General features: G+C 61.6%; 11 protein-coding genes. 4 read left to right on the top strand and 7 right to left on the bottom strand.

Annotated features, from left to right (window positions below; translation table 11 throughout):
* Positions 1-46: 46 nt before the first annotated feature.
* Positions 47-1,273: an ABC transporter substrate-binding protein gene (locus J3A65_RS01110; RefSeq protein ID WP_092664423.1), complete on the bottom strand. Its 1,227-nt coding sequence runs from the start codon at positions 1,271-1,273 to the stop codon at positions 47-49.
* Complete coding sequence (locus tag J3A65_RS01105; RefSeq protein ID WP_244473911.1) at positions 1,270-2,070, bottom strand: GntR family transcriptional regulator; 801 nt, start codon at positions 2,068-2,070, stop codon at positions 1,270-1,272. The genes J3A65_RS01110 and J3A65_RS01105 overlap by 4 nt, the downstream gene beginning before the upstream one ends.
* Positions 2,071-2,220: 150 nt before the next feature.
* On the opposite strand from J3A65_RS01105, the gene J3A65_RS01100 reads away from it, so the two are divergent.
* Together J3A65_RS01100 and J3A65_RS01095 are read left to right on the top strand one after the other, a co-directional pair.
* Positions 2,221-4,206, top strand: coding sequence for an FAD-dependent oxidoreductase (locus J3A65_RS01100; protein WP_209898625.1), 1,986 nt, complete (start codon positions 2,221-2,223; stop codon positions 4,204-4,206).
* Between the two features lie 22 nt (positions 4,207-4,228).
* The gene (locus J3A65_RS01095) at positions 4,229-5,200 is read left to right on the top strand and encodes an NAD-dependent epimerase/dehydratase family protein (RefSeq protein ID WP_209898621.1); all 972 of its coding nucleotides are present in this window, start codon (positions 4,229-4,231) and stop codon (positions 5,198-5,200) included.
* A gap of 1 nt (position 5,201) precedes the next feature.
* On the opposite strand, the gene J3A65_RS01090 is transcribed toward J3A65_RS01095, so the two are convergent.
* On the bottom strand, positions 5,202-5,948 hold the full coding sequence (locus tag J3A65_RS01090; RefSeq protein ID WP_209898619.1) for an SDR family oxidoreductase: 747 nt from the start codon (positions 5,946-5,948) through the stop codon (positions 5,202-5,204).
* A 125-nt stretch (positions 5,949-6,073) separates the two neighbouring features.
* Between J3A65_RS01090 and leuC the strand changes: the two genes are divergently transcribed.
* Positions 6,074-7,492 (top strand): 3-isopropylmalate dehydratase large subunit, encoded by a 1,419-nt coding sequence (gene leuC, locus J3A65_RS01085; RefSeq protein WP_209898616.1) that lies wholly within the window; start codon positions 6,074-6,076, stop codon positions 7,490-7,492.
* Entirely contained in the window at positions 7,489-8,109 is a 621-nt protein-coding gene (leuD, locus tag J3A65_RS01080; protein ID WP_062576678.1) for a 3-isopropylmalate dehydratase small subunit, read from the top strand. Before leuC ends, leuD begins: the two co-directional genes overlap by 4 nt.
* Positions 8,110-8,164: 55 nt before the next feature.
* Here the strand turns inward: leuD and mce are convergent, their stop codons facing one another.
* The 4 genes from mce to denD form a co-directional block, all read right to left on the bottom strand.
* Complete coding sequence (mce, locus tag J3A65_RS01075; protein WP_092664412.1) at positions 8,165-8,566, bottom strand: methylmalonyl-CoA epimerase; 402 nt, start codon at positions 8,564-8,566, stop codon at positions 8,165-8,167.
* Between the two features lie 6 nt (positions 8,567-8,572).
* Positions 8,573-10,717 carry a methylmalonyl-CoA mutase gene (gene scpA / locus J3A65_RS01070; protein ID WP_245341382.1) on the bottom strand — a complete coding sequence of 715 codons (2,145 nt, stop codon included), beginning with the start codon at positions 10,715-10,717 and terminating at the stop codon, positions 8,573-8,575.
* Positions 10,718-10,799: 82 nt separating this feature from the next.
* Positions 10,800-11,684, bottom strand: a complete 885-nt coding sequence (locus J3A65_RS01065) for an NAD(P)-dependent oxidoreductase (protein WP_209898610.1) — start codon at positions 11,682-11,684, stop codon at positions 10,800-10,802.
* The gene (gene denD / locus J3A65_RS01060) at positions 11,681-12,664 is read right to left on the bottom strand and encodes a D-erythronate dehydrogenase (protein WP_092664406.1); all 984 of its coding nucleotides are present in this window, start codon (positions 12,662-12,664) and stop codon (positions 11,681-11,683) included. Before denD ends, J3A65_RS01065 begins: the two co-directional genes overlap by 4 nt.
* Positions 12,665-12,774: the final 110 nt, after the last annotated feature.

Here is a 12,774-nt window from a genome sequence, read left to right as displayed (position 1 = left end):
GGGACAAAAACGCCGCCCCGGGACTGCCGCACTCGCTGGGTATGGATTAGCCGTTGGCCGGGAACTTGGGCTTGGCCTGGGCGAACTGGTCCGGATAGATGACCTTGATCTGGCCACCCTGAACCTGGGTATTGAGCGGAAGCGCGTTGACGTTCTGGCCGGTCGCATCGAACTTCGACTTGCCGTAGGGCATCACGCCGCTGTCGAACTCGTTCTTCTGCAAGGCTTCGATGATCGCGCCGCTTTCGGCACTCTTTGCAAATTCCAGCGCCTGCGCTGCGACCTTGACAACCGAATAGTTGATCGGCGCGTTGTAGGCGTAGAACTTGCCGGCGGCCTGAACGGCCTGCATCAGCTTGTCGTTGGTGGGGTTCTTGGGATCGCCCCAGTGGTTGACGTCCATCACGCCTTCAGCCGCTTCCGGGAATTCCTTGACGAACCGGTAGCTGGAAGCCGCACCGCCGAAGAGAGCATAGATGCCGCCCTTCGGCTTGACCCGCTGCTGTTGCAGTGTGCGGGCGAACAGCACGAATTCGTTGAAGTAATGCGAGGGAATGATGAGGTCGGGCTGCAGCGAACGCAGGCGCAGAACCACATTCGACATGTCGCGCGCCGGTGTCGGGTGCGAGATCGCCTCGACCACTTCGAAGCCGAGGGCAGGCAGGCGAGCCTGCATCAGCTTGGCGAGGCCCGAGCCGAGAAGACCGTCTTCATGGACGATCGCCACAGTCTTTGCGGCCTTGCCGGAAGCGTCGTTGATAGTTACGAGGTTCTTCAGCGCGACGTCGGCCGCCATCGAGAAGCTCGGGTTGAAACGGAAGACGTTTTTGAGGTTGCGGGTCATCAGCGCGTCGGAGACGGCGCAGTCGATGATGAAGGGAAGCTCGTAGCGGGCCGCGGCCTGGGTCGCGGTCATGGAAATGCCGCTGGCAAAACCACCGACGACGATCGCAGCGCCATCCGCCTTCAGCTGTTCGGTCGCCTGGGCGCCGGCTTCGGCATTCGAACGGCTGTCGCCGATCAGAAGTTCGAGCTTGGCGCCGCCGAGCGACTTGATGCCGCCGGCATCGTTGATTTCCTTGATCGCATATTCCGCGCCGATCCGTGCCAGATCGCCGTCTCCGGCAAAGCCACCGGTCATCGGCTGCAGCAGACCGATCTTGACCGTCGGTGCCTGTGCCCGGCTGAGACCGGGTGCCGCAAGGACCATCGCCGAGACACCGCCAACTTTCAGCACCGTGCGCCGGGAGACCGAGTTCGTGAGCTTCTTCATTCCTTCACCACCCTCTTAGGATTGCGGGGGCCGGATGCCCGCTCGTTACGGTAGACCTCGGACGTAGGGCTCCAGTGCCGGCTCCCTTCAGTGCCCTTGCGTACGAGGTTCATTTGCAGGCTGTATCTATCGGGACGGTAGAGCGCTTGGAGATACTCCATGCCGCGCCCTCCCTTGCCGTAGACGACGCGGGTCAGCGCGATGAGGGGCGAGCCCACACCGATACCCAGCGCCTCGGCCACTTCCGGATTGGCAAGAACCGCACCCACTTCCTGCCACGCCGTTTCAGCACGCAGGCCGGCTCTTTCCATCAGCTCAAGGAGAGCCATATGGGCAAGGTCTTCACGCGAATATTCTCGACCGACACGTTCGGGCACGTAGGCTGTCAGGTACGAGAAGGGAAGGTCGTCGAAGGAGCGCACGCGCACCGACTTCTGAACCCGCTCGTCGTCTTCGAGATGCAAGGCCTCGGCAACCTTCTCGGGCGCCTCGATATAGTCAAAAGAGATCAGCTTGACCGCCGTTGTCCGCCCCATTTCTATGAGGTGCGCAAAGGCATTCGACAGGTCGGCCGTGGCCATCTGGGCAAAGTTGGAGCCCCGCACATAGGTGCCGGATCCGACCCGCTTGTCGACCAGGTCTTCGGCGGAAAGTAGATCGAGCGCGAGCCGGACTGTGACCCGCGAAACCCCGTATTGTTCAGCCAACGCAAGCTCGCTCGGCAGGCGCATGCCGGCCTTCAGCTCGCCCGAAACGATCTTGTCCCGCAGCAGAAGATAGACCTTCTGAGTCTTCAAGGGTTCGGTCGCCGGCCTCAACGTGAGCTCCCAATCTATCTTATTTTTAATACAGGTTTTGTATAAAACGGCTGACAGATCTCGTCAATGCCCATAAAACACTCAGCAGACGTATTTGCCTATATGCAGTGCAACATGCGAGATTGTGCGATGCAAGAGAGATCTGCCGGAACCGAGTTTTCACGTGCGATGGCGCCGCTTGCCGTGGGCAATCTCACGTTTCGCAACCGCATTCTCGTTCCGGCGCACACGACCAATTTCGGCGAAAACCACCTGCCGAGCGAGCGCCACCTTGCCTATCACCGTGAACGTGCGAGGGGCGGTGTCGGTGCGATCATCTTTGAATCCATCCGCGTTCACGCGAACTCGCTTGGCCGGCCGCAGGCAGTCTGTGGCTTCGACCCTGCCTGTATCGAACCGTTCCGCAGGATCACCGACGCTGTCAAAGCGGAAGGCGCGCGCATCCTTGGACAGATCATCCATCTCGGCCGGCAGGTTGAGGGCGATTTCGAGCGGACCGTCTCCTTTGGACCGTCGCCGATTCCGTGGGCGAGATCCGCTCTGCCCCCGCGCCCGATGGATCGCGCCGACATGGATGCGGTCATCGACGGGCATGTGCTGACCGCGCGCCATCTCGTGGCGGCTGGCTTCGACGGGATCGAGCTGCAGATGGCGCATGGGCACCTTCTGCAGCAGTTCCTGTCCCCGCTTTCGAACACACGTGACGACGCGTATGGCGGCTCGCCGGAAAACCGGATGCGCTTTCCGCTGGAGGTGCTTCAGGCTGTCCGGGCGGAAGTCGGCCGCGATTTCTGTCTCGGTATTCGCCTCAGTGGTGATGAGTATGTTGAGGGCGGGATCACCATCGATCAGGCCGAGAGGACCGCGGTGTCACTTGCGGGGGCCGAGAAGATCGACTTCTTCAATGTTTCGCATTCCGCCTATCACGCCTCCTATTCGCTCGCTTCGCAGATGGCCGACATGGCAATCGATCCGGAACCATTCCGGTCGTTGCCGGCGCGGATCCGCATCGCTTTACGCGGCGAAGGCCACGACATTCCCGTCTTCGCCGTCTGTCGATTCAACACACTGGCGGAAGCCGACGCGATCATTGCGGCCGGTGGCGCGGATGCGGTGGGTATGGCGCGTGCCCACCTTGCCGAGCCGGCCATCGTCAACAAGACGGTCGAAGCCCGAATGAACGAAATCCGCACCTGCATTGCCTGCAATCAGGGTTGCGCCGGGATGCTGGAAAAGAACCTGCCGATCCGCTGTCTGGTCAATCCACGTGCCGGGCTGGAAGGCGAATGGGCGGAACTTGCCGCGACAGGCGCACAACAACCCAAACGCTTGCTTGTGGTCGGCGGCGGGCCGGCCGGGCTGGAGGCGGCGCGTACGGCAGCGGAGCGCGGCCATATCGTGACGCTGTGGGAAAAGCAGGACGATCTCGGCGGTCAGTTTCGCGACGCGGTGAAGATGCCGAAGCGCGCTGAGTTCCGAACGCTGATGGAGGACCAGATTGCCGATCTGGGTCGGTTCGGTGTGACGGTTATAACAGGCAAGCATGCCGATGCCGCATCGATTGCCGGTTTTGCCGCCGATTCAGTGTTTCTGGCGACAGGTTCGATGCCGGTTCGCGCAGAACTTGCCGGTGGCGGAACGGCCTTCACGATCGTCGAGGCCCTCGCTGATCCGGCAGCGCTCGGAAGCGACGTGGCTCTGTTCGACCGCACTGGCGAATGGGCCGCACTGACGCTTGCGGAACATCTCGCCGACATCGGCAAAACGGTGACGTTCTTCTCGCCGGCTGGCGGCATCGCCTGGCGCACGACCATATACTCGACACTCGCAAACCTGAAACGGCTGCGCGAGAAAAAGGTGAGGCTCTCAACGCTCCGGAAGGTTACAGCCTTCGACGGCGAGACCCTGACGGTTGAGGATCTTTCGACCGGCGAGAGCGAGCTGCATATGGGGTTCACCGGTCTCGTTGCAGCCGAGCACAATTTCGCGGACCAGTCCCTGTTCCAGCAGCTCCGTCATCTTGACGTGCCCGTCCGGCAGATCGGCGACAACCTTGCGCCCCGCACGGCCCTTGAAGCCGTCTATCACGGCCATCTTGCCGCTCGACACCTATGAGATCTGGAAGGAGTAACACTCGATGAGCATTCTGATAACGGGTGCCGGTGGCTTCCTCGGGTTGAACCTGATCGAGGTGCTGAATGCCTTTGGCGAACCGGTGGTTGCCCTCAACGATCGCGCCCTTCCCGCAGCCTTTGCCGCAAAGCCGGGTGTCGCGGTCGAATTGGCGGACGTCCGCGATCGCGTGGCGATCGCTGACATTCTCTCGCGCCACGACATTAGCTGCATCATCCATGCCGCCGCGATTACCCTTGGGCCAAACAGCGCCATCGCATCGGCAAGCGACGCCTTCGACGTCAATACGGTCTCGGTCGCGATCCTGCTTGAGGAGGGTCGAAAAGCCGGCATCCGCCGCTTCGTCTACCCGAGTTCATCCGCCGTCTACGGCGCGGCACCCTTCGATGGTACAGCCGTGACCGAAGAGACGAACCCGATGCCCGCGACGCTTTACGGCTTTACCAAGCTTGCCAGCGAGAGACTGGTTGTCGAAGCGGGGAAAAGTTTTGGCATGTCCACTGTGCGGGCGCGCATCACGGCGGTGTTCGGGCCGCACGAGCATGAAACCGGCGTGCGCGAAACGATGAGCCCGCCGTTCCAGATCGCCGCCAAGGCCGTGGCGGGTGAGGATGTTCTCCTGCCTATAGGCGGTGCCCGAGACTGGACGAGCAGCCGAGACATAGCAAAAGCGCTTGCGCTGCTTGCAACGCGGGAAAGCCTACCGTCCGATCTCTACAATCTCAGTGTTGGCGAAACCTGGCATGTAAGCCGACTCAGTGCGCTTCTGGCGAAAGCCTATCCGGGCTGGTACTATGCTGACGGAAAGGCAGATGGCAGCGACAGCGCGATCGCCTTCAACGACGATCTCTCCCGACGTCGCCATGCGGTCTCGGCCAAGAAATTCGAAACGGATTTCGGCTTCCGCTTCATGGCGCCGGACGAGGCCTGCGCAGACTATGTCCGCTGGCTTGCCGATCAGACCAATGCCTCGTGAACTACCGCGCCGTATAACCGCCGTCGGCCAGCACGTCGGTGCCGGTGATGAAGCTTGCATCATCCGAGACGAGGAAAAGCGCCGTCGCGGCAATTTCCTGCGGTGTGCCGATCCGGCCGATCGGATGAAGCGGAGCAAGCGCTTCGATGACCGCCGCCTCGCTGCCGGCCTGTCGGGTGACGCGGCTCGTCAGCACCGCACCCGGCGAAAGACTGACGGCACGAATGCCCTGGTCGGCATGATCGAGCGCAAGACTGCGAGTGAGCGAATGCAGACCGGCTTTGCTGGCCGAATAAGCGGCACGCCCGGGCGTCGTCACATGTCCGAGCTGGGACGCGATATTGAGGATGACCCCGCCCTGTTTAGCGAGATGCGGCACGCCGAATTTGCAGATCAGGAAGGCGCCCGTGAGATTGACATCCAGTGTCTTGCGCCAGCCTTCGAACGGTATGTCGCAGACGGTGCCAAGCGGGGTTTCGGTTGCGGCGTTGTTGACGAGAATGTCGATACGGCCGAAGCGGCTCGCGACCGCGTCGATGCAGGCCTCGACCGAAGCCGGATCGGCAACATCGCATGGCATTGCAAGGCAGCGATCCGGGTCAAAACCGTCGGTTGGAACGGCGTCGAGATCGAGCATTGCGACGCTTGCGCCCGCCCCGGCGAACCTCTTGGCGATCGCTCGCCCGATGTCGCCGCCGGCTCCGGTGATGATGGCGACGCGGCCTTCAAGGCATTGAGGAGAAAACATGCATCACCCTTCACGAGAATTCGAACACTTCGGATCGTCTGTCATCATCGCTTGATTTGCAAATTGAATCTGTCTTAATCTCAATACAGGTTTTGAGGGCCTTAGCCGGCCTTGAGGAGTTGATAATGCCGAGGGAACACCGTCCACAGACACTGTTCGACAGGATCTGGCAGAACCACGTGATCGCATCACAGACCGATGGTCAGCAGTTGCTGTTCATCGATCGGCACCTGGTTCACGAAGGGTCGTTCCACGGTTTCAACAAGCTGAAGGACAAGAACGCGCGGGTCTCCCGGCCGGACCTCACCTTCGGTATCGTAGACCATTACGCGCCGACGCGGGTACGCGACATGTCCAAGATCGATGCCGCCATCGCGGGGATGATTACCCAGCTGGAGGAGAACTGTCTTGCCAACGATGTCCGCATCTTCGGACTAAACGACCCGCGCCAGGGCATTGTCCATGTGGTCGGCCCGGAGCAGGCGATCACGCTGCCCGGCGCCACAATCGTGTGCGGCGACAGCCACACCTCGACGCATGGCGCCATCGGTGCAATCGCTTTCGGCATCGGCGCTTCGGAAGTGGCGCATGTCCTGATGACGCAGACCCTGTGGCAGAAAAAGCCGAAATCGATGCGGGTCCGCTTCGACGGCAAGCTTGGGCCCGGTATCACCGCCAAGGACATGGCTCTAGCGATGATCGCCGCGATCGGTGCCGATGGCGCCCAGGGCCATGCGATCGAATACACCGGCTCGGCGGTCGAGGGGCTGTCGATGGAGGGTCGGCTGACACTCTGCAACCTCTCGATCGAAAGCGGCGCGCGTTGCGGCCTTATCGCCCCAGACATTACGACGGTGAATTTCCTGCGCAACCGTCCGCTCGCACCGAAGGGCGATCTCTTCGAACGTGCAGCCGAAGCCTGGCTTTCCCTGCGCGGCGACGGCGACGCTTCCTTCGAGCGCGAGCTGGTGATTGACGGCAGCGAGATTGCACCTGTTGTCACCTGGGGGATCAGCCCCGAAGACGCGCTGCCGATCACATCCGCGGTACCCATGCCGGACGCGATGACCGACGAGTCACGCGCTGCCCATACGCGCGAAGCGATCGACTATATGGGACTGAGACCCGGCATGCCTCTGACGGAAATTCCGGTCGACCGCGTCTTTATCGGCTCTTGCACCAACAGCCGCATCGAAGACCTCAGAGCAGCCGCAGCCGTGCTTTCCGGCCGAAAATCTGCCGTTCCGGGCCTGGTATCGCCAGGATCGTCGCTTGTCAAACACCAGGCCGAACAAGAGGGCCTCGACCGGATCTTCGTGGATGCCGGATTGGAATGGGTCGATTCCGGCTGTTCGATGTGTGTCGGCATGAATGGTGATCTCGTTCCACCGGGCGAACGCTGCGCCTCCACCACCAACCGAAATTTCAAAGGCCGACAGGGGCCGAAGTCACGCACGCACCTGATGTCGCCGGCCATGGTCGCCGCGGCAGCGGTGACCGGTCACCTGACCGATGTTCGTGATCTGATGGGAGGCCGCAGTTGAGACCGTTCAAGACCCTCGACGCAAAAGCTGCGCCACTGCCTTTTGCAAGCGTCGATACCGATCAGCTGATCCCGGCGCGCTTCATGAAGCGCTCGCGATCGGAGGGCTACGGCCAGTACCTTCTGTATGACATGCGCTTCGACGGGGAAGGCAATCCGATCCTGGATTTCCCGTTGAACGACCCTGCCCGCGCAGGCGTCGAAATCCTCGTGGGACGCCGGAATTTCGGCGCAGGTTCCTCGCGGGAGGCCGCCGTTTACGCGCTTGTCGACTACGGTTTTCGCTGTGTCATCGCACCGAGCTTCGGCGACATTTTTGCGTCCAACTCCGTCAACAACGGCCTCTTGCCGGCGCGGGTGACCGAAGAGGATGCGGAGACCATTCTTTCCCTGCTGGAAAATGGACAGGACCGTGCCTTTGTCGATCTCGACACCTGCGAAATCCGGCTCGCCAACCATGTCTTCCGCTTCGAGATCGAGCCCGTCTGGCGCACCAAGCTCCTCAACGGCTGGGATGATCTCGACCTGACGGCAAGCTATGCCGATGACATAGCCCGCTACGTGGTCTCGGACAGAGACCGTCACCCGTGGCTTCAGGAGATACCGGCTTCGGTATGAGCGACTAGATTGGTTGCTTTGACCGGAAAGCCTCATGCTCCGTGTCTCTCGCCCGTCAGGCCTGCTCAAACTCAATCAGCGCGCCTTGAAAGTCCTTTGGGTGAACGAAGATCACCGGTTTGCCGTGTGCGCCTATCTTCGGCTGACCGTCACCTAGAATCCGTGCGCCCGTCTCGATGATCCTTGCTGAGGCGTCGTTGATGTCGTCGACCTCGAAGCAGAGATGGTGAATGCCGCCGGACGGGTTCTTGTCCAGGAAGCTCGTGATCGTTGACGTCTCTCCGAAAGGGTGAAGAAGCTCGATCTTGGTGTTGGGCAGTTCGACGAACACGACAGTCACGCCGTGCTCGGCCAAATCCTGCGGTGCGGAGACCGAAGCACCGAGGCCGCGATACTGATCGGCTGCCGCGGCCAGATCCGGTACCGCGATCGCCACGTGATTAAGCTTCCCGATCATTGTGCCTCACACATTCCGGCGTTTTCCTTCGAGGAGATCGATCACGGCGTTGGCGGCATCGAGGACGTTTGTGCCGGGCCCGAATACGGCAGCGACGCCGTTTTCGAGGAGGTAGTCGTAGTCCTGTCGCGGAATGACGCCGCCGACTACCACAATGGTATCCTTCGCACCCTTGCGCCTGAGCGCCTCGACCAGTTGCGGGGCAAGCGTCCTGTGTCCGGCGGCCAGCGACGACATGCCGACCACCTGGACCTTTTGCTTTATCGCCAGATCCGCAGCTTCGTCCGGAGTCTGGAACAGCGGGCCGGCCAGAACCTCGAAGCCGATATCGCCGAAGGCCGAGGCGATGACCTTTGCGCCACGATCGTGGCCGTCCTGGCCAAGCTTTGCGACCATGATCCGCGGCTTGGAATTGGACGATGTGTATTCGGCAAGGCGCTTCGTCAGCGTCTCGTATTCCGGGTCGCCCTTATAGGCGGGGCCATAGATATCGCTGACCACGTCAGGCACGGCCGCATGATCGCCGAACGCCTTGCGCATCGCGTCCGACATCTCACCGACCGTGGCACGCGCGCGCGCTGCCTCGACCGCAGCCGCCAGAAGATTGCCGCGGCCCGACGTCGCGACGTCGCCAAGGGCTGCAAGCGTCGTTGCCACCTTTTGCGGATCGCGCTTGCGGCGCACGTCTTCCAGCCGCTCGATCTGGCCGTTGCGCACGGCCGTATTGTCGATGGCGAGGATGTCGATATCGTCTTCTGTCTCAAGCCTGTACTTGTTGACGCCGACGATGATTTCCTCGCCGCGGTCGACCTTGACCTGGCGCAGCGTCGCCGCCTCCTCGATCAGCCGTTTCGGCAGACCGTCGGCCACAGCCTTGGTCATGCCGCCGAGCGCCTCGATCTCCTCGATCAGCGCCCAGGCCTTTTCCGCAAGCTCGCTGGTCAGGCTTTCGACATAATAGGAGCCGGCCAGCGGATCGACGACCTTGGTGACGCCTGTCTCGTGGGCGAGGATCAACTGCGTGTTGCGCGCGATGCGGGCGGAGAATTCGGTCGGCAGCGCCATCGCCTCGTCGAGCGCGTTGGTGTGCAGCGACTGGGTGCCGCCGAGCACGGCCGACATTGCCTCGTATGCCGTGCGGATGACGTTGTTGTACGGGTCCTGCTCTGCAAGAGAGACACCTGACGTCTGGCAATGGGTGCGCAGCATCAGCGAGCCCGGCTTCTTCGGCGCGAACTCCTCCATGATCCTCGACCACAGAAGGCGGGCGGCGCGCAGCTTCGCCGCCTCCATGAAGAAGTTCATACCGATCGCGAAGAAGAAGGACAGGCGTCCGGCGAACTCGTCGACATCGAGGCCCTTGGCGATCGCGGCGCGCACATATTCGCGACCGTCGGCCAGCGTGAAGGCCAGTTCCTGGACCAGCGTCGCACCCGCCTCCTGCATGTGATAGCCGGAAATGGAGATCGAGTTGAAGCGCGGCATTTCTTTTGCGGTGTATTCGATGATGTCCGCAACGATCCGCATCGAGGGTTCGGGCGGATAGATATAGGTGTTGCGGACCATGAACTCCTTGAGGATGTCGTTCTGGATCGTGCCCGAAAGCTGCGAGCGCTCGCAACCCTGTTCCTCGCCGGCGACGATGAAAGAGGCAAGGATAGGGATCACCGCACCGTTCATGGTCATCGACACGGACATGTCTTTCAGCGGAATGCCGTCGAACAGGATCTTCATGTCCTCGACCGAGTCGATCGCGACGCCGGCCTTGCCGACATCGCCCTCGACGCGCGGATGGTCGCTGTCGTAGCCGCGGTGGGTGGCAAGGTCGAAGGCGACGGACAAGCCCTTCTGGCCGGCAGCCAGATTACGCCGGTAAAAGGCATTGGAAGCCTGCGCCGTCGAAAAACCGGCATATTGGCGAATCGTCCAGGGTCGACCGGCATACATGGTCGCCCGCGGACCGCGCACGAAAGGCTTGATCCCAGGCATCGTATCGAGATGCGAGATCCCCTCGAGATCGTCAGCCGTGTAGAGCGGCTTGATGTCGATGCCTTCCGCTGTGTGCCAGACCAGCGTGTCAGGTGAAGCCTTCAGCTCCCGCTCGGCAAGAGCTTTCCAGGCCTGGGTCTTTTCCCCGGTATCTTTTGACAAAAGCATCCCCCTCAGCGCTTCGTTTCAATCGACAGCCTATCAGGTATCGCCTCAGCCAGCCGGGTCAAGCCTTTCGAAAGAACTACGGGTTCAGCTTTTCGAGATGAAGGAGCAATCCGCTGTGATCGAGCGGCCCGCCGCCGCCCTCGACGAAATCGGTAAACTCTGTCCTGACGCCACTGGTCAGAGGCAGCGTGAGGGAAAGGGCGTCGGCCACGTCCATGACGGCGTTGAGATCCTTCAACTGGTTCTTTGCCGTACCACCCGGCTCGAACGCCCGCTCCACCATACGGCGGCCATGGATTTCGAGAATACGGCTATCGGCAAAGCCGCCGCGGATCGCGTTGCGAAAGGCTTCGCGGGAAGCACCACCGGCCTCGACAAGGATCATGGCCTCGGCGACCGCACCGATCGTGACCGCAACGATCTGCTGGTTGGCGAGCTTACAGATCTGTCCCGCTCCGCTCGGGCCCACATGCGTTACCCGACCCATTGCCGTGAACACTTCTTGGAGGCTTGCGACCACATCCGCATCGCCGCCCGCCATGATCGCCAGCGTGCCAGCCTCCGCTCCGACGACACCACCGGACACCGGCGCGTCCACATGGGCGATGCCCAATGCCTCAAGCTTTGCGGCATGTTCCTTGGCAATGGCAGGCGCAATCGAACTCATGTCGATCACCTTGGCGCCCTTAGCCAGACGCTCGGCACAACCGCTTTCGAACAGCACGTCGCCGACGGCCTTGCCATCCGTCAGCATGGTGATGACGATATCTGCGCCGTCGACGGCCTCTGCCGGAGACGGCGCGACCGTCGCGCCATCGCTTTCCAGCGCCTTGGCCTTATCCGGATTGCGGTTCCAGACGGTGAGAGAATATCCCGCCTGAAGCAGCCGGCGCGCCATCGGCGCACCCATCAGACCTGTTCCGAGGAAGGCGATCTTTTTCGAGGGGTTTGCGACAGTCATGGCAGCCTCCCCCCAAGTTCATCCTCGATATGGACCTGGATGATCTCGTCGAAGTTGTTCTCTGCCGTAAACCCCAGTTCGATTGCGCGTTTTGCCTCGAAACCCGGAGCCCAGCCTGCGACCATCTTCATGATCATCTCGTTCGGCTCGCGCCGGATGAGGCTGACCGCCTTGTCGCCCGCAATGCGCCGCAATGCTTCGATCTGCTCGCCGACCGTGGCGCTGACGCCGGGCATGGAAAGGCTTCTCTGCGACCCGAGCTGCGCCAGATCGAGATCCGCCGCATGGACAAGATACCCGACCGCCGAGCGCGGCGACGTGTGCCAGTGGCGGGTGCTTTCAGGCACCGGCAGAATGGCTTCCTCACCGATCAGCGGTTCGCGCAGGATGTTCGAGAAGAAGCCGGATGCGGCCTTGTTCGGCTTGCCCGGGCGAATGCAAACGGTCGGCAGGCGAATGCCGATGCCGTCGAAAAATCCCCGACGCGAATAGTCTGCCAGAAGCAGTTCAGACATCGCCTTCTGGGTGCCGTAGCTGGTGAGCGGCGTCAGGTGGAAATCGTCCGGGATCGACAGCGGCAAGGGCGCGCCGACCACGGCGATGGACGATGTGAAGACCACGCGCGGCTTGTAGCCGTCAGCCTGGTGGGCCAGGCGGATCGCATCGAACAGATAGCGCGTGCCGTCGAGATTGATCCGGTAACCCTTGTCGAAATCGAGTTCGGCTTCGGCCGAGACGATGGCTGCGAGATGATAGATCAGATCCGGGCGACCTTCGACCAGGGTTTCGGCGACGCCCGGCGTCGACAGATCCACCGCGAAACTGTCGATCGCCACGGTGGTTTCGGGTTTTTCCGGACTGACCACGTCGACCAGCGTCAATTTTTCGATCGCGGCGCCACCGACCGCTCCCTCCCGAAGCAGCCGCGTCGTCAGTTTGCGCCCGACCATTCCGGCCGCGCCGATAATCAAGATATGCATGGAACCTCCCTTTTCCGAAGAGTTCGCAGAGCGTTGCGAACCCGGTATGATTTTTCTTGTACGGTTGTCTGATAACCTTATATGGTTTGTCCAGCCTTACCGGGTGAAAA

The organism is Rhizobium sp. PvP014, assembly GCF_017876855.1.
GTDB classification, from domain to species: domain Bacteria; phylum Pseudomonadota; class Alphaproteobacteria; order Rhizobiales; family Rhizobiaceae; genus Neorhizobium; species Neorhizobium soli.
The sequence above is the reverse complement of the archived record's forward strand: the minus strand, read 5'-3'. Positions and strand labels throughout refer to the sequence as shown.

What these genes read in the sequence shown, in the direction of transcription:
- J3A65_RS01110 (WP_092664423.1), bottom strand. Translation starts at nt 1,273, where the DNA reads ATGAAGAAGCTCACGAACTCGGTCTCCCGGCGCACGGTGCTGAAAGTT.
- J3A65_RS01100 (WP_209898625.1), top strand. Translation starts at nt 2,221, where the DNA reads ATGCAAGAGAGATCTGCCGGAACCGAGTTTTCACGTGCGATGGCGCCG.
- J3A65_RS01095 (WP_209898621.1), top strand. Translation starts at nt 4,229, where the DNA reads ATGAGCATTCTGATAACGGGTGCCGGTGGCTTCCTCGGGTTGAACCTG.
- J3A65_RS01090 (WP_209898619.1), bottom strand. Translation starts at nt 5,948, where the DNA reads ATGTTTTCTCCTCAATGCCTTGAAGGCCGCGTCGCCATCATCACCGGA.
- leuC (WP_209898616.1), top strand. Translation starts at nt 6,074, where the DNA reads ATGCCGAGGGAACACCGTCCACAGACACTGTTCGACAGGATCTGGCAG.
- mce (WP_092664412.1), bottom strand. Translation starts at nt 8,566, where the DNA reads ATGATCGGGAAGCTTAATCACGTGGCGATCGCGGTACCGGATCTGGCC.
- J3A65_RS01065 (WP_209898610.1), bottom strand. Translation starts at nt 11,684, where the DNA reads ATGACTGTCGCAAACCCCTCGAAAAAGATCGCCTTCCTCGGAACAGGT.
- denD (WP_092664406.1), bottom strand. Translation starts at nt 12,664, where the DNA reads ATGCATATCTTGATTATCGGCGCGGCCGGAATGGTCGGGCGCAAACTG.